The following is a 24,512-nucleotide window of genomic DNA, read 5'->3' as shown; positions in this document are numbered from 1 at the left end:
CTCACCACGCGACCCCGTTCAGCAAGGTCTCGATCAATTTGGCGATCCCGATATTCCAGCGCACTTTCCACTTGTTGTCGATATTCACCTGCATAAAATTGTTGATTCTTCTCGTCTCGAGCACCATCGTCATTTGGGGATCGACGGCCGCCCACGCCAAAGGCGATTCGCTCGTAATCGTGAACAATACCTGCGGGTCCCGGCCGTCCCAGCTTTTGTCCACCACCGAGCCGTCCTCGAAGCGGAAACGAACCGGCACCTCCATGTAATGACCGCCGTATTTATGGATGAGAACGGAATTTTCGTACACGGTCTTGTCGCCCTGCTGCACCTTGCGAATCTGGACGCTTTCCACCGCATAGTCGGTCATGCCGCCGCCATACACGAATTGGTTGAAATATTCGCTCCAATCCTTTTTCGTAACGCCCTCCAGCACCGCTTGAAAGTCGGCCGTGGCCGGATGCCGGAATTTCCATTTCTCGAAATACGTCCTCATTGCCTGGAGCATCTGTTTTTGCCCGATCTGCTTTTCGATGCCGACGAGCACAAGCTTCGCCCGCGTATAGACGTTGTCGGCGTACCCGCCGTGACCGCGGTACTGCCAGGACGGCAGCTTAAGCGGTTCCGGATGGGTCATGTAGCTGGCTTCCAACGGATAGTTCGGCTTGACTCCAAATTCGCTCGCCATAATTAGGTCTTCCGCGTATGAAGTGAAGCCTTCGTCGAGCCACGCCTCTTCGAATTCGTTGCTGGCGACCATACCGTACCAATATTGATGGCCGATCTCATGCACGATGACGCGCTCCAGCTCGTAGCCGTTCGTATCGCCGGCAGCGTCCCAGCCAGTAACGAGCGTAGGATACTCCATGCCGCCGGCGCCGTTGCCGCCCGGAGGGGGGACGACGATCGACAGCGTCGAATAAGGATAAGTGCCGAACCATTCGCTATACTTGGCCAGAGAACGCTTGGCCGCATACAAATACCGGTCTTTCAACGACTGGTGGGCCGGATCGAGATACAGCTTGATTTTCACGCCGGGCACGTTGGGAGCGGAGAACGGTTCCTCCACGTACACGAAGTGCGGAGACGCGGCCCAGGCAAAGTCATGCACGTCGTCGGCATAAAACTGATACGTCTTCTTGGTCCCGTCATCCGCGGCAGGCTTGGTCGGAAATCCGGTCGCCGCGACCGTGTAGCCGGTCGGCACCTGGATGCGCACGTTATACATCCCGAAATCCGCATAAAACTCCGAATTGCCATGATATTGGTGAAGATTCCAGCCTTCTTCGGCCCGGCCCCGCGTTCCCTTGGGCTCGTATACGGCAACCTTGGGAAACCATTGGCCGGCCATGACGAAGTCGCCACTGTATCCCATACGGGCGAACACTTCTGGAAGCTTGACCGAAAAATGAAGCTTCAACGTCGTCTCTCCGCCCGGAGCGACCGGCTTCGGCAGCCGAATTCGCATGAGCGTCTGATCCTGCTTGTTGCCGTCGTCCGGCTGTACGTACTGCATCTGGGACGTTAGCTCGATGCCGTCCTCGGTGACGGCCGATTCGATGGCCATGCTGCCGAAGCTGTTTCCCTTCATCTCGTCCTGGCGCAGCTTGCCGCCGGATTCGCGCATGAAGGTAGACTTCTTGGACTGAAAAGCGTTCGGATACAGATGAAGGTAAAGCTCGCTGACGGGCTGGGAGCCCGGGTTTTTCCACGTTAACGACTCGGCGCCGGTTAACGTTTTCTGCTGAGGGTCCAGCTGCACGGAAATATGGTACGCGACGATGTGTTTGCTCAGCGGCTTGGGCGCTTCGTTTCCTGCTGGCGCCGGCGGCTCGAGTGCTTGTGGAACGGGCTCGTGCAGGAAGGACGAAGATGCGTAGGACCCGGGGCGTTCCGCAAACCGGACGAACGTGAATGTCGCGGCGCCGAGAGCGAGCAGGAGAAGCCATATCGTGCTGCGTTTGAAAAGTCGGTTGATCATAAACGTTTCTCACCCCGTTGACAAGCATCTACAGCATGTATATGTTTGCTTTTGCCGGAATATTAGCTAAAATAAATAGGAGCGAAAAAACGAATATTCACCAGATGGATAGATGGAAGGTGATTAGATGGAGAATCAGGAAAAACCGAAGAAGCTGTCGTTGAACGTGGTAAGCACGAAGGAGCACAAAGGCTTCGGCGCGGGTGCGCTTGACTTGTCCAATTTGTCCAGCGTCATCATCGACGGGGATCAGGCATACATCGATCTGGGCGCGATTCATGCGAAGAGCAAAATCGAGCGCGGAATCAAATTTTCCACGAACAAGGACGACGTGCCGAACGGCCGCAAATGCTGGATCGTGTGGGTGAACGTCGGGCGTACGGAGGAAGGTCCGTTTTATTCGGGTGTTGCCGCCTGCGAGATGCTCGTGGACCCGGAAGCGAGACGGGGCTGGAAAATTCTCGCCGACCATGTCAACAAGATGGACTATGCCTTGAAGGGCCGCATCATTTTGGACGGTCTTGACGAAGCGGAGAAGAACGCGCTTCGCAGCTCGTTGATCGGGCATAACGCCGAGTGGTGGGAGCGGTCGGGAGACACTTTGAAACAAGGCTTGGCCTGAGATCGGCTATAGTTGCCGGGGACCGCGATAAGCGGGCTTTCGGGGGGCTTGCTTTCATTTGTGTCGATTGTGTGTCAGCCGTTGTGGGAATGAAGCTTCTCGGTTAAACTAATTGGAGTATATTTGCACAATATACTAGGACAGCAAAAAGGCAGACGATAATCGTCTGCCTTTTTGCGTATTTTTTAATCGTTCCACCAGCGCTTCAGATCGTCCCACCAGGAGCCGCTCTTCTTCGGCTCGGCCTTCCCATCGGCCGGCGGGGCGCTGCCGTGCTCGGAGCAATATTCCGTCGGCTCCGTTCCTTTCACGAACACCTCCGAGCGCGCGTTCGGACACCGGTCCGTCGCCAGCTTGCCGGTGGCGGGATCGATGTAGACGCTCGTGACGTTGTCCGGCATCGGGAACAGCTTCGGCGGTATGGCCTCGAGCGCCTGTTCGGTGAAATCGGCGAAAATCGGAGCGGCCTTGTACGAATCGAGGGAACTGATCATCTTGTCGCGGTCGTAGCCGACCCAGACGGCCGTCGCCAGCTCCGGCGTAAAGCCGACCAGCCAGGCGTCGGTATCCGTCGTACCGGTCTTGCCCGCCACGGGCCGCTTGATGGTACTCGCGACGCGGCTGGCCGTACCGCCGGGCTCGAACACGCTTTTCATCAGATTGGTCAGCGTATACGCGTATTCGGGCTCCACGACTTTCTCCTTGACGGGCTTGGCCTCATAGAGCAGCTTGCCGGTCGAGCTTTCGATCCGCGTAATGACGGTCGTCTCGATCCGCGTGCCTTGGTTCGCAATCGCTCCGAACGCGCCGGCCATTTCCAGCGGACTGACCGGATACGTCCCCAGCGCGAGCGACGGCAGCGGCTCCAGGCGGCTTGTAATGCCGAGCTTGCGCGCCGTCTCGATGACTTTATCCGCCCCGACCTGCATGATCGTCTGAACGGCGAATATGTTGTCCGACTTGGCGATCGCCTCGCGAAGATCGATCAAGGCGTTCGGGTATTTGCCGCCAAAATTGCTCGGAGTGTACGTCTTGCGGCCATTGTCGTACGTAAACGCCGTCGGTTCGCTCTTGAACCGGCTGACGGCCGTGAAGCCGGGCTGCTGCAGGGCGGTCAAATAGACGAACGCTTTGAAGGCCGAGCCCGGTTGGCGGCTGTTCGAGACGGCCCGGTTGAACTGGTTCTCGCCGTAGTCCCTGCCGCCGACCATCGCTTTCACGTAACCGTTGCGCGGGTCCACGGCCACGAGGGCGGCTTGCAGCTCGCCCGTATCGCCGCCGGTCAACTGCCGCGACACGGAATCCTCTGCGGCCCTCTGCATCGTCAGGTCAAGCGTCGTGTAGACGCGAATGCCGCCTTCGTCGAATTCCCGCTCGTCGATGCCGAGCCGGTTGATGGCCACGGACCGGACATAATCGCGGAAATAAGGGGCCAGCACGATAGCGCTTTTTTTCTCCGCTGGCCGGATGTTCAACTTCTCGGCCTTGGCTGCTTCGGCTTGCTGGACGGTAATGTAGCCCTGGTTGGCCATCTCCGTCAAAATGAGCTGCTGCCGCTCGACGGCGTTATCCATATTAAAGTAAGGAGAGTAGTAACGGGGGCCTTTAGGCACTCCGGCGATCATTGCGCATTCCGCGAGCGTCAGGTCCGCCACGTCTTTGCCGAAAAACAGCTTGGCCGCGGACTGCACTCCGTAGGCGGAATTGCCGTAATAGGTCGCGTCGTTCAGGTACATCTCCATAATCTGGTCTTTGCTGAGCTGCATCTCCAACTGCACCGCGTACATCGCTTCTTTCATTTTGCGCGACCAGGTACGGTCCTGGGTCAGATACAAATTGCGGGCAAGCTGCTGCGTGAGCGTACTGGCGCCCTGCACCCGGCCCATATGCTGCACGTTAACCAAGGCCGCGCGGGCGATGCCGCGCAGATCGAGGCCGACGTGATCGTAAAACCGTTTGTCTTCAATGGCCAGCGTCGCATCCACCAAATACTTCGGCATGTTCTTTAAAGGAACGAACTCGCGGTTTTCGCCGCCCTGGAACGATGCGATCAGCTCTCCACGCATATCGTACAGCTGCGAGGGCTGAGTGAACGTACCGACGGGGAGCGCCTGCGTCCGCAGATAGAGCGCGCCGGCGACCAGACAGGCTACGCCGAGCAGGCCGCAGCTGAATAGAAAGGCGACAAACTTGCGCAAGCGCCTTTTCCCGCGTCCTTGCCTCGTCCGGCTGCTGCGTCCGTTCCCGGTGTGCTCCATGACGGCTCCCCCCTAGTTGGCGATGTTTGGAAAATTGCTATTTTACCAGTATGGGAACAGATGGGGCGAGCTATTCAAGAAGGAACAAGAAAAAAACGCCGGCTTTTCATGGCAAAGCTTCGTTCGAAGGCGCCATGAAAGGGGCGGTTGCATTTTCGCATCGTTTTACTATAATACAAGCTGTGCCTTATGTTACAATGAAACGAGCGATACAGCGGAAGGAAGGGATGACCCCATGGAATTGTGGTACACCGAGAAGCAGACCGAGGATTTCGGCATTACGGCGAAGATTAAAGAAACCCTCGTGAGGGAGCAAACGGACTTTCAGGACTTGGCGATTATCGATACGGCCGAATGGGGCCGCATGCTCGTGCTGGACGGCATGGTCATGACGACGGTGCGCGACGAATTCGTGTACCACGAGATGGTGGCTCATCCTGCCTTGTTCAGCCACCCGAATCCGCGGCACGTGCTGGTCGTGGGCGGCGGAGACGGCGGCGTCATCCGCGAGGTGCTGAAGCATCCCCAGGTCGAGAAGGCCGTACTGGTCGACATCGACGGCAAAGTCATCGAATATTCGAAAAAATATTTGCCCGAAATCGCCGGCTGGCTGGACGATGCCCGGGTAGAGGTGATCGTCAATGACGGATACATGCACATTCATGATCATAAAAACACGTACGATGTCATCATGGTCGATTCGACCGAGCCGGTCGGTCCGGCGGTAGAATTGTTCAGCCGCGGCTTTTATCAAGGCATCTACGAGGCGTTGAAGGAAGACGGCATCTTCGTGGCGCAGACGGACAATCCTTGGTTCAAGGCGGACTTGATCCGTACGGTAAACCGCGACGTGCGCGAAATATTCCCGATCGTTCGCGTATACGGGGCGAATATTCCGACCTACCCGAGCGGTCTGTGGACGTTCACGCTGGGCAGCAAGACGCACGATCCCGTGCAGGTCGACGAGAGCGCCATTCCCGAGATCGAGACGAAATACTATACGCCTCGTCTGCATAAAGCGGCGTTTGTGCTGCCCAAGTTCGTCGAGGATTTGCTCAAGTCTTAACATTTCCGACCGATTCGAAAGATGAAGGGCGCCCTTCATCTTTTTTTCAACCTTTAGGACGCCCCGCACTTCGACGAAGGTCGGAGGCGATGCGGGAGAGCGGGGGAACGCCGATGACGAAGCCGGAGACGCCGGTAAGCCGCAAGCGCCGCGTGCGCGTTCGTATCGAGAGCAGACAGTCGGGGCAGAAGCAAAGCTGGCTGGCCCGCGGAGAGCTGTATGCGGTGAACGGCATGTTTTACTTGCGCTACGACGAACCCGATACGGATATGGGCCGGACGACGGCTACGGTAAAATGGGACGAGTCGCACATCAAGGTGATCCGTCACGGGGATGTGCGGTCCGATCTCACGTTCCGTTCCGGAACGCGAACTGTGGGCAGCTACGAGCTGCCGCAGGGACGTATGGAGCTGGAAGTAATGACGCATGGCATCGACCGCAAGCTGACCGACGGTTTGGGCATGCTCTCTTGGAGCTACGATATGGTAGCCGGGGGCGCGCCGGCCGGCCGGATGCGGCTTGCGCTTACGATCGAGGAGGAGCTCACGGAATGAGTGTCATTGAACGCGCGGAAGCGCTAGTGAAGGAAGCGATTGCGGAGGCGATCGTCGAGGCCGGCATTGCCGAGCGGGAGCAGATCCCTCCGGTCGTGCTTGAAGTGCCCAGAGAGAAAGTACATGGCGACCTGGCCACAAACGTGGCCATGCAGCTGAGCCGACTTGCCAAGCAGAATCCGCGGCAAATCGCGGAGCGGCTGGTCGAGCGGCTGGACAAGAAGAAAGCGTTTATTGCCAAGACGGAGATTGCCGGTCCGGGCTTTATCAACTTTTTTATGGACCGCAGCTATTTGTACGGTGTCGTGCATGAAGCGCTGGAGGCGGACGAGCGGTATGGACGGGTGCAGTTGGGCCGGGGGAAGAAGGTTCAAGTGGAGTTCGTCAGCGCCAATCCGACAGGCAGCCTGCATCTCGGTCATGCCCGGGGGGCGGCAATCGGCGACGCGCTGTGCCACGTGCTCGATTTTGCCGGGTATGAGGTCAGCCGGGAATACTACATCAATGACGCTGGCAACCAGGTGGACAATTTGGCCAAGTCGATCGAGGTCCGGTACTTGCAGGAGCTCGGTCAGGCGGCGGAGATGCCGGAGGACGGTTATTACGGGGAAGACATCAAGGGTTTCGCCAAGGAGCTGCTGGCGCAGGAGGGCGAGAGACTCGGCGCGCTGGCGGAAGCGGAGCGCCAGGCGTATTTCAAAGCGTACGGGCTGGAGAAGGAGCTTGATAAAATCAAGCGGGATTTGGCGCGTTTCCGGGTTTCGTTCGACGTTTGGTACAGCGAGACATCCTTGTACGAAACCGGTAAAATCGCGCCTGCCCTCGAGCAGCTGCGCGCGAATGGACATATTTTCGAACAGGACGGGGCTACCTGGCTGCGTACGACGCCTTACGGCGACGACAAGGACCGGGTGCTCGTCAAGAACGACGGCAGCTACACGTATCTGACGCCGGATATCGCCTATCACCGCACCAAGTACGAGCGCGGCTTCGACGAGATGATCAACATCTGGGGGGCCGACCACCACGGTTACATTCCGCGTGTGAAAGCGGCCATGACCGCGCTCGGTCTCGATCCGTCCAAGCTGACCGTACTGATCGCGCAGATGGTCAGTCTGTTCCAGAACGGCGAGAAGGTGAAGATGTCCAAGCGGACCGGCAAAGCGGTCACGATGGAAGATTTGATGGACGAGGTCGGCGTGGATGCGATCCGTTATTTCTTCACGATGCGCAGCAACGATTCCCATCTCGATTTTGATATGGACCTGGCGATCTCGAAGTCCAACGATAACCCGGTGTTCTATGTGCAATACGCCCATGCGCGGATTTGCAGCATTTTCCGCCAGGCGGAGGAGCAGGGGACGCCGGCGGCTCCGCACGGTCAGGCCGACCTGTTCGCATTGACTACCGAAGCGGAATACGATCTTTTGCGCAAAATAGGCGAGCTTCCGGCGGAAGTGGCCGAAGCGGCCGCGCAGTACGCCCCGCATCGGCTGGTCCGCTACGTGTACGAACTGGCTTCGCAGCTTCACAGCTATTACCGGGCCGAGCGGGTCATTACCGAAGACCTGAGGCTGACTCAGGCCCGCCTCGCGCTGCTCGGCGCCGTGCGCGTCGTCCTGCGCAATACGCTGGCGCTGATCGGCGTATCGGCTCCGCAAAGCATGTAGGCGCCGCGCCCGAAGGGCTGCCTCTGCCCCGTCCGAAGCGGGGCGGGGAGGCTTCCCGGTTCTACGGCGGGGATAAATGCTTCAAAACGCGAACGGCGTCGATCTCGCCGGCTTTCGCATGGGAACGCGATTTGAGGCCGGAGATGGGATTGGACGTCTTCTGCAGCAGCGCCTTGATCTCCGACGGCGACAGTCCCGGACGGACGGACAGCATGAGGGCGATCACGCCCGATACGTGCGAGGTTGCCATGGACGTGCCGCTCAACTCCATATATTTGTGCTGCAGCCAGGTCGATTTGATTTTCTCTCCTGGCGCATACAGATCGATCGACTTGCCCCTGTTGCTGAACGGGGCTATTTTTTTGTTCGCGGCGGTAGCGCCGACGGAGATCGCCTGGGAAAATCTCGCCGGGTAATCGATGGCCGACTGCTTGCCTTCGTTGCCGGAGGAGGCTACGACGGCTATACCGGCCTTGTTGGCGTTGCGTACGGCGTCGTGAAGCGATTTGCTGCGGTTTTTCATGCCGAAGCTCATGTTGATTACATGCATCCGGTTGCGGACGCACCAGTCGATGCCGAGCACGATATCCGAGACGAAAGCCGTGCCGTTATGGTCGAACGATTTGACGGGATGAATGATCGCGCTGGGCGCCACCCCGACAAGGCCCGAATCGTGGTTGGATGCAGCGATCGTGCCGGCGATATGCGTGCCGTGTCCGTTGTCGTCGGTCGGGAGAAGGCTGCGGTTCAGCAAATTAATGCCCCGGGACACTCGCCCCCGCAGATCGGGATGCAAATAGTCCACGCCGGTGTCGATGACGCCGATCCGGATGCGGTTGCCCCGGGTTTCCCGCCACGCCTCGGGCGACTTGATCTGCCGGACGCCCCAGGGGATGGAAGGGCCGGTATGACGCAAAGCCGCCGCCTGCTGCATCGGACGGGCCTGGGCGAAATGAACGCGGATGGAGATATCTTCTTCAATAAAGCGGATGCTTGGATGGCGCAACGCCGGGAACCCGGATTTCAGCGTACACGAAATCGCGTGGATGATGGAGATCGGCTGAATGGCCCCTTTGACGGGAAACAGCTCTCCCGCTTTCCCGAGGGCGGCCACAAACCGTCCGTACGCCGATTTGTTCCGGAAATGAATGATATGGCGCCTGGCGTTGGTCGGAGACGTTCCGATTGCTTCGCGCAGCATGCGCAGCAGCGCCGATTCGCTCAAGTGAATTCCCTCCCCTGCTTCCTCATGTCGGTACTTGATATGATATGAACCTGTACGATCCGCCCGCATGAGATGAGCGCCTTTTTTCGCAAAAGTTAGGCTTGCGGTTGTGTCATTGATCGGCGGCCCTCATAGTATGAATGGAGGGCACCCGCGGGCGCTCTTCTCGTACGCAAGGTGGTGAACGGACGTTCATCGGCCAAGCGGATACAGTCCTTAAGGAAGCCGGAAAACGGCTTCCTTTTTGTATGGAAACGCGCTGCGCAATTTCGGGAGCGGGCATAGTTGCATTTTTGAATAAAATAGGTTTTACTTAATGAAGATAATGGGCATTTTAGAAGAGGGAACGTCTCTTCCGCGCCGAATGCGGGCGCCGGGGAGCCAGGATCGGTTGTTGCCATTAGACCATGTCGGGAAAGGAAGTGTTTGGCCATGAGCAGCTCCTATACGCTTAAAATTGATGCCGAGAAGGCTAAAGAAATGCCGATGGTCGATCTTGCGTTCGAAGTATTGAAAGCGGCCAAAAACCCGTTTTACTATCGGGATTTGATGCAGGAAATAGCCAAAATCAAAGGCTTGTCGGACGAAGAAGTGATGCAGGTTATCGCACAGCTATATACGGAAATTAATATAGACGGAAGATTCGCATGCGTCGGCACGAACCTGTGGGGCCTGAAACGCTGGTACCCTGTAGAGAAATCCGACGATGCGGCGGTAGGCTCCTCCAAGCATCCGCGCATCATCAACGACGATGACGACGATGACGATTACTATACGGAGGAAGAAGAAACCGAAGAAGAGTACGAAGCCTACGAGGGCGAAGAGGAATTCAGCGGCGAAGAGGAAGACTTCTATCAGGACGAGGAAGCGATCGACGACGCCGAGATCGAGGAAGTCGAAGGCGAGATTGCCGAGATCGACGAGGAAGCCGAAGAAGAAGAGGACGAGTTCGAGGACGGCGAAGAAGGGGAAGACAGCGAGGACGAAGAGGAAGAAGACAAGAACTGACCGGGCTTTAGACCGAAGTCTTTCCTCCTAGAAATTCGTCCGACGGCCGGCGCAACCGGTCAGGCCATGCGGCGCTGCGGGACCAAGGGTGCATGCGATAGCCGCTTTTTCCGCACCGTTCGCGGTCGGCTTGCTCGGGCACGCCGTACCGAAACCGGGATGGCGGCGCCTGCCGGCGTCTGGCCGAGCGACTGCCTGCCGGGCGGTCCGCGAACAGTTGCCAAGGCTCCCTTGACAGGCTCCCGGCTACCGGGTAAACTATGTTTTGGGCTACAGATTTACAATTCGTTTAGCGAATCCGACTAAAGTGCCCCGTCTCGGCGGGAGTCACTTTTATTTTTTTTGCCCGCATACGCGGGTGACTGGCTTTACAGACTTGAACGGAGGTTTTACAAACGTGACCAAGTATATTTTCGTAACAGGCGGCGTCGTTTCTTCGCTCGGTAAAGGGATTACCGCGGCTTCACTGGGGAGGCTGCTCAAAAACCGGGGACTCAAAGTGACGATTCAGAAATTCGACCCGTACATCAATGTCGATCCGGGTACGATGAGTCCTTACCAGCATGGGGAAGTGTTCGTCACCGACGACGGTGCGGAGACCGATTTGGACCTCGGACACTACGAACGTTTTATCGACATCAATTTGTCCAAAGCGAGCAACGTAACAACCGGCAAAATCTACTCGTCCGTCATTACCAAGGAGCGCCGCGGGGAGTATTTGGGCGGTACCGTTCAAGTGATTCCGCATATTACGAACGAAATCAAGGACCGGGTATTCCGGGCCGGCCGGGAAACCCAATCCGACGTCGTCATTACCGAAATCGGCGGCACCGTCGGGGATATCGAGAGCTTGCCGTTCTTGGAAGCGATCCGGCAAATCAAGAGCGACATCGGACGCGACAATGTCATGTACATTCATGTGACGCTTATTCCGTATTTGAAGGCAGCCGGAGAGGTCAAGACGAAGCCGACCCAGCACAGCGTCAAGGAACTGCGCAGCATCGGCATCCAGCCGCAGGTGATCGTATGCCGCACGGAGCATCCGCTTGCCGAAGACATGAAGCGCAAGCTTGCGCTGTTCTGCGACATCGACGCGGAAGCGGTGATCGAATGCCAAGACGCGAGCACGCTGTACGAAGTGCCGATGATGCTGCGGGAGCAAGGTCTTGACGATATCGTCGTCAAGCATCTGAAGCTCGATGCGTTCCGCAATCCGCCGAATATGACGGAGTGGGAGCAGCTTGTCCATAAAGTGAAGTCGTTGCAGAAGAAGACTGAAATCGCCATCGTTGGCAAATACGTCGCTCTCCATGACGCTTATTTGAGCATTGTCGAGGCGCTTGGCCACGCGGGCATCGACTGCAATACCGAAGTGGATATACGCTGGGTCAACGCCGAGGAAATATACGATCACAATGCGGAAGAGCTGCTGCAGGGTGTGCAGGGCATACTCGTGCCGGGCGGCTTCGGGGATCGCGGCATCGAAGGAAAGATCTCCGCCATTCGCTATGCGCGTGAGAACGACGTACCATTCTTCGGCATCTGTCTCGGCATGCAAGTGGCCGTCGTGGAATTTGCGCGTTCCGTTGCCGGTCTGGAAGGAGCGAACAGCTCGGAGATTCATCCGACCACGCCTTACCCGGTTATCGACCTGCTGCCGGAGCAAAAGGACATCGAGGATCTGGGCGGAACGATGCGTCTCGGTCTGTATCCGTGCAAGATCGCCGAAGACTCGCTGGCGATGAGCTGTTATGAGGACGAACTGGTGTACGAGCGCCATCGTCACCGGTACGAATTCAACAACCAATACCGCGAAGCTTTGGAGTCGGCGGGCTTGAAAATTTCCGGGACGTCTCCCGACGGAAGATTGGTCGAAGTGATCGAGCTGCCGGGTCATCCGTGGTTTCTGGCGGTTCAATTCCATCCGGAGTTCACGTCGCGTCCGAATCGCCCTCAGCCGCTGTTCCGTCAATTCGTGCGGGCGGCCGTCGATATGGCCGAGCGTTCCAAGGAAGTTCCGGCGCTTCAATAACGGCGCGAAGCCGGGCTAAATCATTAACTTATTTGTAAAAACTTACAACTTTCTTCACAACCCAGCAGGAATACGACGATCGGCATCGAATTTATAGCGTTAAGGTAACAGATTCTCCATGCAGATGTCGGCTAGTGTTCATGCAAAGTTGTGAGGAGGTTTGATGATTGGATAAGAAGAAAGTGTTGATTGTCGACGATCAAAATGGTATCCGCGTATTGCTCGTGGAAGTGTTCAGCAACGAAGGGTATAATACGTTTCAGGCGTCCAACGGCAAACTGGCGCTTGAAATCGTCCGCAAGGAATCGCCCGATCTCGTATTGCTTGACATGAAAATACCGGGTATGGACGGTCTGGACATTTTGAAGCACATCAAACAAATCGACACAAGTATCAAGGTGATCATGATGACCGCTTACGGAGAGCTGGACATGATTAAAGAAGCGACCGATTTGGGGGCATTGACGCACTTTACGAAACCGTTCGATATCGACGACCTGAGGCAGGCGGTTAACAATCAGCTGCGCTCGGATTCGCCCAGGCTTGCGATAGGATCCTGATGAAGGGTCCTTTTTTCTTTGTCTCTCAAAACCCGGGAGCCCTTGCGGCTTGCAGGGAGTTACCATTTCGCGGACGAGTGTGCTATAATGAACCAGTATTGCTCTCGGATCTTAATTCAACGAAGAACGTTTAGGAGGAACGACCAATGCCACTTGTTTCAATGAATGAATTTTTGCCTAAAGCGAAAGAGAATAAATTTGCGGTCGGACAATTCAACATGAACAACCTGGAGTTTGCCCAAGCGATTACGGACGCGGCCATCGAAGAAAATTCGCCGTTTATTTTTGGCGTAAGCGAAGGCGCCCTGAAATATATGGGGATGGAATATACCGTAGCGATTGCCGAAGCGGCAGCCAAGAAATCCGGCCTGCCGATCGCTCTGCACTTGGACCATGGCAGCAGCTTCGAAGTTGCGATGAAATGTATCCGCGGCGGCTTCAGCTCCGTCATGTTCGACGGTTCGCATTACACGTTGGAAGAGAACATCCGTCTGACGAAGGAAGTCGTGAAGGCGGCCCGCGCTATGGGCGTATCCGTCGAAGGCGAGCTCGGCACGATCGGCGGCGTCGAGGACGACATCAGCGTTGACGAGGAGCATGCCAACCTGGCGAAGCCGGAGGAAGCGATCCGTTTCTATGAAGAGACCGGAGTCGACTGCCTGGCTATCGCGGTAGGTACGGCGCACGGCATGTACAAGGGCGAGCCCAAGATTCACTACGATATTATCGAACAAGTAGCCAAGGCTGTTCCGGTGCCGATCGTGCTCCATGGCGGTTCCGGCGTTCCCGACGAGGCGATTCGTCTGTCTGTCGCCGCAGGCGTGGGCAAGATCAACGTCAATACCGAGAACCAGGTCGCATGTACTGAAGCGATCCGCGAAGTGCTGGCCAAGGACGCTGTCGTATACGACCCCCGCAAATATTTGACGCCTGCGCGCAAAGCGATGGTAGAAGTCGTCAAAGCGAAAATTCGTTTGTTTGGCAGCAGCAACCAAGCGTAAATCGATGCGGATGCGGGAAACTCGCCGACGGGAGAGGTCTTGGCGGGTTTCCCCTCTGTAGTTTTCGTGCGCGGGTCAGGGGGAATTTGCAGGAATGACGGGAAAACTTATGGTCGCAGGAGGCCGGCCGCTCCGGGGAACGGTTACGATTAGCGGAGCGAAGAACAGCGCGGTCGCCTTAATCCCTGCGGCAATATTGGCGGAAACGACGGTCGTGCTGGACAATCTTCCTCTCATTAGCGACGTCGGTATTTATACCGAGCTGCTAACGGAGCTGGGGGCAAGCGTACAACGGAACGGCGACCAGATGATCATCGACCCTGCGTCGTTGAAATCGGTCCCGATGCCGAACGGGAATATCAAGAAGCTTCGTGCATCGTATTATTTGATGGGAGCGCTTCTCGGAAGGTTCGGGGAAGCGACGATCGGATTGCCGGGAGGCTGCAATTTCGAGCCGAGGCCGATCGATCAGCATATGAAGGGCTTCGAGGCACTCGGCGCGGAAGTCAGCAATGAGTATGGAAGCCTGCGTATCCGGGCGAAGCAATTGCGCGGGGCGAAAATTTATCTGGATGTCGTCAGCGTAGGGGCGACGATCAACATTATGTTGGCCGCTTCTCGCGCCAAAGGAATCACTCTGATCGAAAATGCGGCCAAAGAGCCAGAAATTATAGATGTAGCTACTCTGCTTAACGCTATGGGCGCCAAAATCAAAGGCGCCGGCACCGAGACGATCCGTATCGAAGGCGTCGACTCGCTGCACGGCTGCCGTCATTCGATCATTCCCGACCGAATTCAGGCCGGCTCGTATATGATCGCCGCGGCGGCTACCCGCGGGGATGTCGTGATCGATAATGTCATCCCGAAGCATATGGAAGCTTTGACCGCCAAACTGCAAGAGATGGGCGTTCATATTTACGAGATGGACGAGTCGATACGCGTCGTAGGTCAGCCGGAATACGAGAGCGTGGATGTCAAGGCGCTCGTTTACCCCGGATTTGCCACCGATCTTCAGTCCCCGATGACCAGTCTCCTCACCCAAGCGAAAGGCGTCAGCATTCTAACCGATTATGTGTACAATAACCGTTTCAAGCACGTTCCCGAACTGATTCGCATGGGCGCGAAAATCAAGGTCGAGGGACGCTCGGCGATTATCGAAGGCGGTACGTTGTCCGCCGCCAAGGTGAGAGCGACCGATCTGCGGGCCGGAGCGGCGCTGTTTACGGCTGCACTGACCGTGCCTTCCGGCGTCACCGAAATTGGAGGAACGGAGTACATACACCGGGGCTACGAGAATCTCGTGATCAATTTGCGCAATTTGGGTGCCGAGGTATGGGAAGAGGAAAGCTCGGAAGTGGCTTCCGCCGGAAGAATAGATTGAAAGAAAATCGGAAATGATAGATTGGAATGCCTTCCGAATTAATTGAATAGTGTGGTGGATGAATTTATGGATATGCATCTGGCTCAGCTGGAGCAGTTGAAATTGACCGACTTGTACAAGTTGGCCAAAGAGCATCAAATCCCGTCCTACGGCCAAATGAAGAAAAAAGAATTGATTTTTGCTATTTTACGAGCCCAGGCCGAAAAGGGCGGTTTGATGTTCATGGAAGGCGTGCTCGACGTGCTGTCGGAGGGATACGGCTTCCTGCGGCCGATCAACTACTTGCCGAGCGCCGAGGATATTTATATTTCCCAATCGCAGATCCGCAAATTTGATTTGCGCTCCGGCGATATGGTGTCCGGCAAATGCAGGCCGCCTAAGGAAAACGAACGGTATTTCGGCTTGCTGCAAGTCGAAGCGGTAAATGGCGAGAAGCCGGAAACGGCTGCGGAACGGCTTCACTTCCCGGCCTTGACCCCACTTTATCCTCAAACCAAGTTCGTACTCGAGACGACGCCCGCGCAAATTTCTACCCGCATTATGGATTTGCTCAGTCCCGTCGGGATGGGTCAGCGCGGACTTATCGTGGCCCCTCCGAAGGCAGGCAAAACATTGCTGCTCAAAGAAATCGCCAACAGTATTTCGTTGAACTACCCGGAAGTGGAGCTGTTCGTGCTGCTGATCGATGAACGTCCGGAAGAAGTGACGGATATGCAGCGCTCGGTCAAAGCCGAAGTGGTCGCTTCCACGTTTGACGAACTGCCGGAGAACCATATCAAGGTAGCGGAACTGGTGCTGGAGAGGGCTCAGCGTATGGTCGAGTCCAAGAAGGACGTCGTTATTCTGCTGGACAGCATCACCCGTCTGGCGCGCGCGTACAACTTGGTCATTCCGCCTTCGGGACGAACGTTGTCCGGCGGTATCGATCCGAGCGCGTTCCATCGTCCGAAGCGGTTTTTCGGCGCGGCGCGCAACATCGAAGAGGGCGGAAGCTTGACCATTTTGGCGACGGCTCTCGTGGAGACCGGTTCGCGGATGGATGACGTCATCTACGAAGAATTTAAAGGAACGGGCAATCTGGAGCTGCATCTGGACCGCAAGCTGGCGGAACGCCGTATTTTCCCGGCGATCGACATTCGCCGCTCGGGTACGCGCCGCGAAGAAATGCTGTTGACCAAAGAAGAGCTCGACAAGATTTGGGCAATCCGCAAAAATATGAACGACTCGCACGACTTCGTCGATGCCTTCCTGAAGAAGCTCGGCGATACGAAAACGAACCGCGAGTTTCTCGATACGTTGGAAGCGAAGCCGGACGGCAAGCGCGTGAAAAACTCCGCTTCCTGATAAACTGATTTGGAAAAGAAGGGAAAGCTCATGCATCTGGTATATGCGGATGAAGCCGGCAACGTATTCGACCATCCGGAATGGTCGGCTCTCGGCCGCAGCGGCGACATGATTACGGAAATATGGGAGGACGAGCTGATCCCGCTGCCGGAAGGCGCGACGATGGTCAGCTTGCCGAATACGCGGGCGATCGGCTGGAACGAAGCTGCGGAAGCGATGCAGCCCCTCGACGGGCCGTACACGGCGGTTGGCGCGCTGCTCCCGCAAGGGTTTACGCGCCTGCTGCTGCCCGGCTATGTGAAGAGGGACAAGTCGCAGATGCTGCCCTTGTTCGGCTATACGGCGGTTGTGTGGAAAGACGGGAAGTTCTACGTAGCGGCCAGGCAAAGCGACGATCCCGAACCGTGGAACCCGCGCAATTGCGACACGCGGGAGCTGGGCATCGGCGTGGAACGCCTGCTTCAGACGTATCCCGACAATCGGCTGTACCAGCACTTGTCCAAATGCGCGCTCGAATACGAATGCCTGACCGCTTCCAACACATTCCTTTCGCGGCTGGAAGGGGCGGTACCCGTATCGTTCTCGTGCAACGCGGGCTGCTACGGGTGCATATCCGAACAGCCGGACGACAGCGGCTTCCCCGCTCCGCAGACGCGTATGAACTTCAAGCCTACGGTGGACGAGATCGTCCAGATTATGCTGGAGCATCTGCGCACTCCGGAAAGCATTATCAGCTTCGGACAAGGCTGCGAGGGAGAGCCCTCCACGCAAGCCAAGCTGATTTTGGACGCGATTCGGCGCGTGCGGGAGCAGACCGATCTCGGATACATCAACATCAATACGAACGCCGGTCTAACCGACCATATCCGGGCTATCGTAGACGCCGGTCTCGACTTGATGAGGGTGAGCACGATTAGCGCTTTGGACGACCATTACAACGCTTACTACAAGCCGCGCGGATATTCGGTAGCCAATGTGGAGAAGTCGTTGACGTACGCCTCGAACAAAGGCGTGTACACGTCGATCAACTATTTGGTATTTCCTGGCGTGACGGACCGCGAGGAAGAAATCGAAGCGATGCTTGGTTTCGCCAAACGGACCGGACTGCGTCTGATTCAGCTGCGCAACCTGAATATCGATCCCGAAGGGTATCTGAAGCTTATTCCGCAGCCGAAGGGCGATGTATATGGGATGAAGCGGATGATCGAGATATTCGAAGCGGAGCTGCCGGACGTCATCATCGGCTCTTATACGCATATTCCGCCGCAGAAGACTGCCCGCTAGTTTGCTGCCAAAACATGCAGTTGCGTTCAGACAAGCATGCGTGCTATAATGCGGTCATGTGTCCATATAACTCTGGGTCACCAATGAGACTCAGGGCGGAAAGAGGTGAAAGGTTCATGAAAACAGAAATTCAACCGAAATATTTTGTAACGACAGCGACTTGCGCTTGCGGTAATACGTTCGAGACTGGCTCCGTTAAGCAAAATCTCCGTGTGGAAATTTGCTCGGCGTGCCATCCGCACTTCACGGGTAAACAAAAGTTTATCGATGCCGGCGGACGTGTTGATAAATTCAAGAAAAAATACGGTATTTAATTCCAATGTACGTTTAGCGTACATGCATACAACGACCTCTCTTGGCCATCCTAAGGCCAAGGGAGGTTTTTTTAATGAAACGGTTAGGGCGGCTTCTCATTCCTGTGGTCTTTATTATGCTGCTGATTTCGGCCTGCGGGGCGAAAGGCGGCGGCACGCAGCAGGTGAAAACCTACAACAATGACGGATATTTGGGCATTACCAACACGAATCCCAGCATGCCGATGACCCCAACTTATCATACGTATGAAGTCGATAACGCGATGATGCGGGATGCGGTTGTGCCGATTTCCGGCGTACGCAAAGTGCGCATTACGACCCACGGCGCGAATGCGACCGTGAGACTGACGGTTCCCAAAGAGCTGGCTCCGGAAGAAAAAGCGCGTATTCAGACCGAGGCGCTGCAAGCGTTGCAGCAGGCGGTTCCGCGGTATGATTTCAAGGTTACGCTGAAAGACGGATAACCGCATGTTCCTGAGGTTGAAGTTTGTCCGCCAATCGGCTATACTATGTATTACCGTGCTAGACGGGGAGGTAGCGGTGCCCTGAACCCGCAATCCGCTATAGCGGGGTTGAATTCCTGTTTTCGGTCTTGTCGATGTGAGGTCTGACTTTTACACGAAGTGTTGACGGTCGGGTCCTCCGCAATGGGCGCTTGTGAACCCGGTCAGGTCCGGAAGGAAGCAGCCGTAAGCAAGATTGTTCATGTGCCGGAGGAGTGCCTGACTCGAGCTAACCGGTAGAGGTTCCGCTTGGATCGCATGATCAACGACAGGTGCACGGTTTACCAATCGCATACGAAGATGCTTTGATGCACCGGATAAACGTTACAGACGTTTATCCGGTGTTTTGGCATTTGGAAGGAAAAAACAGTTGCGAGTAGAATTGTATAACTAGGGGGACCGAGGCCGTTTGGGTTCGGATATAAAAATACAAAAGGTGGTATTGCATGGACAAGTTCCGGATCTCAATGCCGTCTCCACAAAGCTTTATCCGTTCGTGGGGCGCGGCCTGCGCCGCCATTTTCGATGAAAGCGGGCTTCTTGTCGATTACAACAGGCAGGCAACCAAGTGGATGAACGGAAACTGCGATATAGGGAAATCGTCCATATCGTCCTTGCTGCCCAAGGGGATGGATTGGAAGTTTCTGCTCCGCCAATGCGAGGACAGCGAGGATATGGACGGGGCCACGGTAGTGGATTTGCGGCTGGGCGCCGAACAGGAGGTTCTGACGCCATGCCGGTTGTACCGGGCGGAGAGCCAGGGGGGCCGGTTGTACGTGCTCGGTATTCAGGAGCGGACCTGCGGCGGAGAATTAAGTCTGCTTCAACAGTTTTCCGGCTCGTTCGTGAAAGATGTCAATCTCGGGCTGCTTCTCGTCGATAACGAATTCCGGCTGGTGGATATTAGCGAGCTGGCCTGCGCTATTCTGGGGATCGACCGGAGACGCTCAATCAACCGTTCGATGGACGACATTTTTCGCTCCGTGCCGAAAGAGCACCAGCTCGTGCAGCGGACGCTGCTGGACGGCGTTCTCGTGCGCAATCATGCGGTATCGTGGACGAACAACCGGGAGCGGTACGAGTTGCTGATGGACTCCAACCTGATCCGCGATAAAGACGGTCAAGTGGTCGGCGCATACGTCATCTTCAAGGATGTGACGAATTTGCGCTCCTTGGAGCAGCAGGTGCAGCGCAGCGATCGTTTGGCGATGATCGGCCAGATTGCGGCCGGAACCGCTCATGAAATCCGCAATCCGTTGACTTCGATCAAAGGCTTTTTGCAAGTGCTCAACCGGACGTTTGACCAGAACGGTATGGAGCGCGAGCAAGGGTATACGGATCTGATGCTGGCCGAGATCGATCGGATCAACGAGCTGGTGGGAGAGTTTTTGCTGCTCAGCAAGCCCAAGCATGTCACGTATGACAAAATAGACGTTTCCTCGGTGCTGCGCGACATTTTGCCGATCATTAACAACCAGGCTGTGCTGCATAACGTAACGATCCAATACGAATCGGTTTATCAAATGCCCAAAATCGTTGCCGATAAGGAGCTGCTAAAGCAGGTTTTCATCAACCTTTGCAAGAATGGAATCGAAGCTATGGTGCAAGGAGGGACATTGACGATAACAGAAAAGGTCGAATACCGCGAGCGGAAAGTGCATGTCGAGATTCAGGACGCCGGACCCGGCATCCCGGCGTTTTTGATCGATAAAATTTTCGATCCGTTTTTTACGACCAAGGAAAGCGGTACCGGGCTCGGACTCTCGGTATGCCAGCGCATTATTCACGATATCGGGGGGCATATCCGGGTTTCCTCCAAAGGCTATGGAACGACGTTTACGGTCAGTGTGCCCTTCTCGCCGGAGTAAGCGGGCGTTGGTCAAATGCAAGCCGTATAGTGTATAATAGGGAGACCATAACGCTAATTACGGTGGGAGAGTCGGAATGGCGCATATCGCTTTATACCGCACCTGGAGGCCGCAGGCTTTCCGGGATATCGTCGGACAACAGCATATCACGCAGACGCTGCAAAACTCGCTGCGCGAAGGGCGGTTGTCTCACGCCTACTTGTTCAACGGCCCGCGGGGAACGGGCAAGACGACGGCGGCCAAAATATTGGCCAAAGCCGTCAACTGCGAGAACGGGCCGGCGGAGGAGCCGTGCAACACGTGCTCGGCTTGCCGGCGCATAACCGAAGGCGCGGTTATGGACGTGGTCGAAATCGATGCTGCCTCCAACCGCGGGGTGGAGGAGATTCGCGACATCCGCGAAAAGGTCAAATACGCGCCTACGGAAGTGCGTCAAAAGGTATATATTATCGACGAAGTGCACATGCTCACGACGGAAGCGTTTAACGCGCTGTTGAAGACGTTGGAGGAGCCACCCGCTCACGTCATGTTTATATTGGCGACGACCGAGCCGCACCGGCTGCCGGCGACGATTATTTCCCGCTGCCAGCGCTTCGACTTCCGCCGCGTACCGCTGGAAGAGCAAGTTTCCCGGATATCGTATATATGCGGCGAAGAGGGCGTGACGGCGGAGAAAGAAGCTTTGCAATACGTCGCCCGACTGTCGGACGGGGGTATGCGCGACGCCCTGAGCCTGTTGGATCAGGTCATCGCTTATACCGGCAACCATGTAACCCTTCAAGAAGTGCTGGGGATTACCGGCGGGATCGGTCTGGAGCAGTTCGGACGCCTGGCCGAAGCGATCGTCGGCCGCGATGCCGGAGCGGCGCTAGCCTGTATCGAGCATCTGATGCAGGAAGGAAAAAGCGCGGAGAAAAGCATCGAAAACCTGCTTTATTATTTCCGCGACGCCTTGATGCTCAAGCTTGTGCCGAATGCCGAGGAATGGACCGACCGGATAACGGACGCCGAGACGTTCCGCGGCATGATCGACTCCTTTACGACCGATCGTCTGTTCCATTGCATAGACGTATTGAATCATTACCAGGCGGAGATGAAATATTCGGCTCAGCCGCAGACGATTTTCGAAGTGGCGGTCCTGAAGCTGTGCAGTTCGTCCGGAGCGGCCGGCTCGTCGTCCGCCGCCGCTGCGCCGGCCAAGGAAGAGAATGCGGGTAATGCCGACGTGGCTTCCTTGAGCCGTAAAATTGCCCAGCTGGAGCAAAAGCTGGAGCAATTGCTGAAGAGCGGCGTTCCCGCCCAGCCGGCGGGCAAGGAATCGCGCGAGCGGCCGTCCGGAGCGGGAGGGCAGCGCTCTCCATCCTCCGCGGTCGCCACGAAGCTTGGCGTCAAGCTCGACCCGTATGTGCCGCATGCCGATTCGCCGGCGCTCAAGCAGGCGCTCGGCAAGTGGGGGCAGGTGCTGCAGCAGGTGAAGGAACGCAAAATTACCGTCCATGCCTGGCTCGTCGACGGCGAGCCGGTGGCGGTAACCGAAGATACTTTGCTGTTGGCATTCAAGAGCGCCATGCACCGGGAAACGACGGAGAAGCCCGCCCATAAGGAATTGATCGAGCAGGTGCTGCGCGAGCTGCTTGGTCAACCTTACAAGCTCGTCACCGCTATGATCAAGGACTGGAAAGAAACGCAGGCGGGCTCTGCCGAGCAGCCCGAGACGATGCGGATGGAAGAACCCGTCCCTGCGGATACGCGCGACGATTTCGTCGACGAAGCGATCAAATTGTTCGGCGAAGATCTGGTTGTCGTCAAAGAATAAACCGAAAGGATGATGAGAAATGAACAACATGCAGCAAATGATGAAACAAGTGAAAAAAATGCAGGAGCAAATGATGAAGGCGCAGGAAGAGCTTTCCGGCAAAACGGTGGAAGGCAGCGCAGGCGGCGGGGCCGTTACGGTAACCGCCACCGGACAACGCAAAATTACGAATATCGTCATCAAGCCGGAGGCGGTTGATCCGGAAGACGTCGATATGCTGCAGGATCTTGTGCTGACCGCGGTGAACGACGCTTTGACCAAGGCCGAGCAAATGGCCGAACAGGATATGGGGCGTCTGACCGGCGGGATGAAACTGCCTGGCATGTTCTAGTCGATGAAAAAGGAGCCATTCCCTTGTTTTACCCGGAACCTATAGCTAAGCTGATCGACGCCTTCTCCCGCTTGCCGGGAGTAGGGCCGAAAACGGCAGGCCGGCTCGCCTTCCACGTGCTGCGCATGAAGGAAGATGACGTGCTCGATTTTGCCAAATCGCTTGTCAGCGTAAAGCGCAATCTGCACTACTGCTCGGTCTGCTGCAATATTACGGACGTCGACCCTTGCCGGATTTGTCAGGACAAAACGCGCGACGGTTCCGTCATATGCGTGGTGCAGGAGCCTAAAGATCTGGTCGCGCTGGAACGGATGAAAGACTTTCACGGGTACTACCACGTGCTTCACGGGGCGATATCGCCGATGGAGGGGATCGGTCCCGATGAGATCCGCATTGCCGAACTGCTGAAGAGGTTGAGCGACGAGAAGGTGCAGGAGCTGATATTGGCTACCAATCCCAATATCGAGGGCGAATCGACGGCGATGTACTTGTCCCGTCTGGTCAAGCCTTTTGGTTTGAAGGTCACGCGTATTGCCCATGGGCTGCCCGTAGGGGGCGATCTGGAATACGCCGACGAGGTTACGCTTTCGAAAGCGCTAGAAGGCCGAAGAGAACTTTCTTGATATCAAGCTGTACGGTGCAAAAGGCCGTGCGGCTTTTTTCTTGTCCTTAACCGTTCCGTTGTTCTAAATCGCGCTTCCGTCCCATATGGTTCAGTGAGCGGGAGTTTGACAAGGAACCGGGACAGGAGCGTGAGGGACATGTTATGGCGGTTGTTCGGGATCAAGCCGCAAGCGGCAGATCCGTATTGGAAGGACAAGCAGGAGCTGTTGCAGGAGATCCGGGTTGCGCAAACCGATTGGCAGCATGCGCTTTACAGGCTGGACTATGCGGCGGACCAGGATCAGATCGATTACGCTATCTTTGCTTTGGAAGCGGCGGAGAAACGGTATGAAATGCTGCTGAGAAGCGCAAAAAAGCTGAACGTGCACGCGCTCCATGCCGGCATGGGCAGAACGGCGGAGGGATAAGATGCATTTTGTATGGCTGGGGCTGCTGATCGTATCTTCCCTGCTGCTGATCATTACGCTTGTTCGCCGCAAAGGGTCGTGGCAATGGTTGGGATATGCGATGCTTCACATTGTCGTAGCGGCGTTTTTGCTTTATTTCGTTAATCTGGTCGGCACACAATATGATTTTCGGATTCCACTCAATATTCCGACAGTGGCGACTACGATAATTTTGGGGGCGCCCGGCATTCTTATGCTGATCGGATTGAAAATCGTGCTGCTGTAGGCCGAAGGTGCGGCCCTTTATAAATAATGCGGACAAGCTCGAAAAAAAGACTTGAACAGGGCCGCCCAATCGTGGTATAGTGATATTCCGCCTGTTGGACAACACCGTATCGCAAAAAGCAAGCGAAAAAAGAATTTTAAAAAAAAGCTTGCAAGAAGATAGGCGAGTGTGCTATATTAAAGAGGTCGCTAAAAACGATATACGACAAAAAGCGACAAGTTATTGCTCCTTGAAAACTGAACAATGAGCGTGCAAGGCGAGCTCGAAAGAGCTTGCAAAAGTCAGTACGAAATGAGCAATCTGCTCTAGAATAAACGGTGACTTCCGCGAGGGAGTGATCGACCTTATTGGAGAGTTTGATCCTGGCTCAGGACGAACGCTGGCGGCGTGCCTAATAC

At 56.1% G+C, this 24,512-nt stretch carries 22 protein-coding genes and 1 other RNA gene; 20 read left to right on the top strand and 3 right to left on the bottom strand.

The features are described from left to right. Window position 1 precedes the first annotated feature (1 nt). Window positions 2-1,981 carry a M1 family metallopeptidase gene (locus ABD796_RS26250; RefSeq protein WP_344913704.1) on the bottom strand — a complete coding sequence of 660 codons (1,980 nt, stop codon included), beginning with the start codon at window positions 1,979-1,981 and terminating at the stop codon, window positions 2-4. Window positions 1,982-2,108: 127 nt separating this feature from the next. Here ABD796_RS26250 and ABD796_RS26245 point away from each other — a divergent pair, with 127 nt between their 5' ends. Continuing rightward, window positions 2,109-2,603, top strand: coding sequence for a YwhD family protein (locus ABD796_RS26245; RefSeq protein ID WP_344913701.1), 495 nt, complete (start codon window positions 2,109-2,111; stop codon window positions 2,601-2,603). Between the two features lie 185 nt (window positions 2,604-2,788). Here the strand turns inward: ABD796_RS26245 and ABD796_RS26240 are convergent, their stop codons facing one another. Continuing rightward, the gene (locus tag ABD796_RS26240; protein ID WP_344913698.1) at window positions 2,789-4,861 is read right to left on the bottom strand and encodes a transglycosylase domain-containing protein; all 2,073 of its coding nucleotides are present in this window, start codon (window positions 4,859-4,861) and stop codon (window positions 2,789-2,791) included. 235 nt (window positions 4,862-5,096) lie between these two features. On the opposite strand from ABD796_RS26240, the gene speE reads away from it, so the two are divergent. From speE to argS, 3 genes are all read left to right on the top strand, one after another. After that, window positions 5,097-5,927 carry a polyamine aminopropyltransferase gene (gene speE, locus ABD796_RS26235; RefSeq protein WP_344913695.1) on the top strand — a complete coding sequence of 277 codons (831 nt, stop codon included), beginning with the start codon at window positions 5,097-5,099 and terminating at the stop codon, window positions 5,925-5,927. Between the two features lie 113 nt (window positions 5,928-6,040). Continuing rightward, window positions 6,041-6,481, top strand: a complete 441-nt coding sequence (locus ABD796_RS26230) for a YwiB family protein (protein ID WP_344913692.1) — start codon at window positions 6,041-6,043, stop codon at window positions 6,479-6,481. After that, the gene (argS, locus tag ABD796_RS26225; protein ID WP_344913689.1) at window positions 6,478-8,151 is read left to right on the top strand and encodes an arginine--tRNA ligase; all 1,674 of its coding nucleotides are present in this window, start codon (window positions 6,478-6,480) and stop codon (window positions 8,149-8,151) included. The genes ABD796_RS26230 and argS overlap by 4 nt, the downstream gene beginning before the upstream one ends. A 61-nt stretch (window positions 8,152-8,212) precedes the next feature. Here the strand turns inward: argS and ABD796_RS26220 are convergent, their stop codons facing one another. Then, entirely contained in the window at window positions 8,213-9,376 is a 1,164-nt protein-coding gene (locus ABD796_RS26220) for a S8 family peptidase (RefSeq protein ID WP_344913686.1), read from the bottom strand. 432 nt (window positions 9,377-9,808) lie between these two features. Between ABD796_RS26220 and rpoE the strand changes: the two genes are divergently transcribed. From rpoE to ABD796_RS26140, 16 genes are all read left to right on the top strand, one after another. Next, the gene (rpoE, locus tag ABD796_RS26215) at window positions 9,809-10,384 is read left to right on the top strand and encodes a DNA-directed RNA polymerase subunit delta (protein ID WP_344913683.1); all 576 of its coding nucleotides are present in this window, start codon (window positions 9,809-9,811) and stop codon (window positions 10,382-10,384) included. Window positions 10,385-10,781: 397 nt separating this feature from the next. Continuing rightward, on the top strand, window positions 10,782-12,416 hold the full coding sequence (gene pyrG / locus ABD796_RS26210) for a CTP synthase (RefSeq protein ID WP_344913680.1): 1,635 nt from the start codon (window positions 10,782-10,784) through the stop codon (window positions 12,414-12,416). Window positions 12,417-12,583: 167 nt separating this feature from the next. Continuing rightward, on the top strand, window positions 12,584-12,976 hold the full coding sequence (locus ABD796_RS26205; protein WP_344913676.1) for a response regulator: 393 nt from the start codon (window positions 12,584-12,586) through the stop codon (window positions 12,974-12,976). A gap of 146 nt (window positions 12,977-13,122) precedes the next feature. Beyond that, the gene (fba, locus tag ABD796_RS26200; protein ID WP_344913673.1) at window positions 13,123-13,977 is read left to right on the top strand and encodes a class II fructose-1,6-bisphosphate aldolase; all 855 of its coding nucleotides are present in this window, start codon (window positions 13,123-13,125) and stop codon (window positions 13,975-13,977) included. A 94-nt stretch (window positions 13,978-14,071) separates the two neighbouring features. Beyond that, on the top strand, window positions 14,072-15,358 hold the full coding sequence (locus tag ABD796_RS26195) for a UDP-N-acetylglucosamine 1-carboxyvinyltransferase (RefSeq protein WP_344913669.1): 1,287 nt from the start codon (window positions 14,072-14,074) through the stop codon (window positions 15,356-15,358). 66 nt (window positions 15,359-15,424) lie between these two features. After that, window positions 15,425-16,702, top strand: coding sequence for a transcription termination factor Rho (gene rho, locus ABD796_RS26190; protein WP_344913666.1), 1,278 nt, complete (start codon window positions 15,425-15,427; stop codon window positions 16,700-16,702). A 30-nt stretch (window positions 16,703-16,732) separates the two neighbouring features. Next, window positions 16,733-17,986 carry a radical SAM family protein gene (locus ABD796_RS26185; RefSeq protein WP_344913663.1) on the top strand — a complete coding sequence of 418 codons (1,254 nt, stop codon included), beginning with the start codon at window positions 16,733-16,735 and terminating at the stop codon, window positions 17,984-17,986. Between the two features lie 116 nt (window positions 17,987-18,102). Beyond that, window positions 18,103-18,300 carry a 50S ribosomal protein L31 gene (gene rpmE / locus ABD796_RS26180; protein WP_344913659.1) on the top strand — a complete coding sequence of 66 codons (198 nt, stop codon included), beginning with the start codon at window positions 18,103-18,105 and terminating at the stop codon, window positions 18,298-18,300. 74 nt (window positions 18,301-18,374) lie between these two features. Beyond that, window positions 18,375-18,764 carry a hypothetical protein gene (locus ABD796_RS26175; RefSeq protein WP_344913657.1) on the top strand — a complete coding sequence of 130 codons (390 nt, stop codon included), beginning with the start codon at window positions 18,375-18,377 and terminating at the stop codon, window positions 18,762-18,764. A 53-nt stretch (window positions 18,765-18,817) separates the two neighbouring features. Further along, an RNA gene (ffs, locus tag ABD796_RS26170) (signal recognition particle sRNA large type) lies at window positions 18,818-19,083 on the top strand. A 166-nt stretch (window positions 19,084-19,249) separates the two neighbouring features. Continuing rightward, entirely contained in the window at window positions 19,250-20,671 is a 1,422-nt protein-coding gene (locus ABD796_RS26165) for an ATP-binding protein (RefSeq protein WP_344913654.1), read from the top strand. 76 nt (window positions 20,672-20,747) lie between these two features. Further along, a complete protein-coding gene (gene dnaX / locus ABD796_RS26160; RefSeq protein WP_344913651.1) occupies window positions 20,748-22,487 on the top strand; it encodes a DNA polymerase III subunit gamma/tau in 1,740 nt (579 codons plus the stop codon). 19 nt (window positions 22,488-22,506) lie between these two features. Further along, complete coding sequence (locus tag ABD796_RS26155) at window positions 22,507-22,818, top strand: YbaB/EbfC family nucleoid-associated protein (protein ID WP_344913648.1); 312 nt, start codon at window positions 22,507-22,509, stop codon at window positions 22,816-22,818. 23 nt (window positions 22,819-22,841) lie between these two features. Next, the gene (gene recR / locus ABD796_RS26150; RefSeq protein WP_344913644.1) at window positions 22,842-23,441 is read left to right on the top strand and encodes a recombination mediator RecR; all 600 of its coding nucleotides are present in this window, start codon (window positions 22,842-22,844) and stop codon (window positions 23,439-23,441) included. Between the two features lie 138 nt (window positions 23,442-23,579). Beyond that, window positions 23,580-23,849, top strand: coding sequence for a YaaL family protein (locus ABD796_RS26145; RefSeq protein ID WP_344913641.1), 270 nt, complete (start codon window positions 23,580-23,582; stop codon window positions 23,847-23,849). Window position 23,850: 1 nt separating this feature from the next. Further along, window positions 23,851-24,114 (top strand): pro-sigmaK processing inhibitor BofA family protein, encoded by a 264-nt coding sequence (locus ABD796_RS26140; RefSeq protein ID WP_344913638.1) that lies wholly within the window; start codon window positions 23,851-23,853, stop codon window positions 24,112-24,114. Window positions 24,115-24,512: the final 398 nt, after the last annotated feature.

The sequence above is a fragment of the Paenibacillus hodogayensis genome, from assembly GCF_039536325.1.
Classification (GTDB): domain Bacteria; phylum Bacillota; class Bacilli; order Paenibacillales; family NBRC-103111; genus Paenibacillus_AB; species Paenibacillus_AB hodogayensis.
Note: the sequence above shows the minus strand (reverse complement) of the source record. Positions and strands in the feature narration are given on the sequence as shown.